The organism is Streptomyces sp. NPDC002044, from assembly GCF_040296725.1.
Lineage (GTDB): Bacteria > Actinomycetota > Actinomycetes > Streptomycetales > Streptomycetaceae > Streptomyces > Streptomyces antarcticus.
Window position 1 is genome coordinate 1 of sequence record NZ_JBEOXU010000338.1, and the last position, 1,036, is coordinate 1,036.

Genomic DNA, 1,036 nt, shown 5'->3' on the forward strand with positions numbered 1-1,036 from the left:
CTGGTTGCGGGTGTTGAAGCATGTTTTAGGCGCTGATTGGGATGTGGCATTGGCGGCGGGGAGGCACCTCTCGAGGAACCCCGGCCGGCCTGCCGTCGACGCCGTCGCGGAGTCCATAGACGGGGGTGTCGGGCTGCTGGCGCCAGGAGTCGTCGAGCCCGCCCGCGTCGACGGTGTCGAAGCCGAGCTCGTCGATCAGTGCGCGCACGGCCGCCTTCGCCGTCTCGTCGTCGCCCGCCACCGGCAGGGCGATGCGGTCGGCGGAGCCCGCGGGCAGGGGCCGCTCGACGATGTCCTGGGCGAAGGTGCCGTTGAATGCCTTGATCACCGGGTGGCCGAGGTGGCGTTCGGTCCAGCGGCTCTCGGTCAGCCCCTCGTCCTCGACGCCGGCGATCCGGCCGTCGCGCTGCTGGGGGTAGTAGTTGCCGGTGTCGATGACGGAGAAGCCGTCGGCGGCCCCGTCGAACAGTCCTGCGGGCAGGTCCGGGATGTTCTTGAAGGGGACGGTGACCACGACGATCCGCGCGCCGCGGGCCGCCTCCGCGACGGTGACGGGCGTGGCGCCGGTCTCCTCGGCGAGGGCGGTGAGGGTGGCGGGGCCGCGCGAGTTCGCCACGGACACCTCGTGCCCGAGGGCCGTGAGCCGGCGGGTGAGATTGCCGCCGATGTTGCCCGCTCCGATGATGCCGATCTTCATGAGCTCTCCAGTGCGAGGGGGTCGGGTGTCGCGCCGGTGCCAACTCCGCTGATCCACGGCGCATTCCGCCCGCGCTGCCCCGGTCCTCGGGCGGGCGACCCGATCACGCCGGTCCGTGCGGGCTCGGCGGCGGGCTGCCATGGCTCTGAGCTGGTGGGATCCCACCCTCCACGTACTCATTCGGCCATTTCCCACCCGCCGGGCGGCCACCCGTGCGGGCGGCGCCGCTCGGGTCGGCCACACGGCACGGGGACCGCGCGGCCCGGTACGACGTGGGGGGGCGGCCCCCCCCGGGCCCGGCCCCCCCGCCCCGCCCCGACACGCCCTGCCGTGGCCCAC

Annotated in this window: 1 protein-coding gene; it reads right to left on the reverse strand. The window is 74.0% G+C overall.

The window, feature by feature from the left end; translation table 11 throughout:
- Positions 1–25 precede the first annotated feature (25 nt).
- Positions 26–877, reverse strand: coding sequence for an NADPH-dependent F420 reductase (locus ABT106_RS32065; protein WP_351284602.1), 852 nt, complete (start codon positions 875–877; stop codon positions 26–28).
- Positions 878–1,036 lie beyond the last annotated feature (159 nt).

Excerpts from the sequence above, each read along its gene's own strand:
- ABT106_RS32065 (WP_351284602.1), bottom strand. The coding sequence starts at position 877 with ATGAGTACGTGGAGGGTGGGATCCCACCAGCTCAGAGCCATGGCAGCC.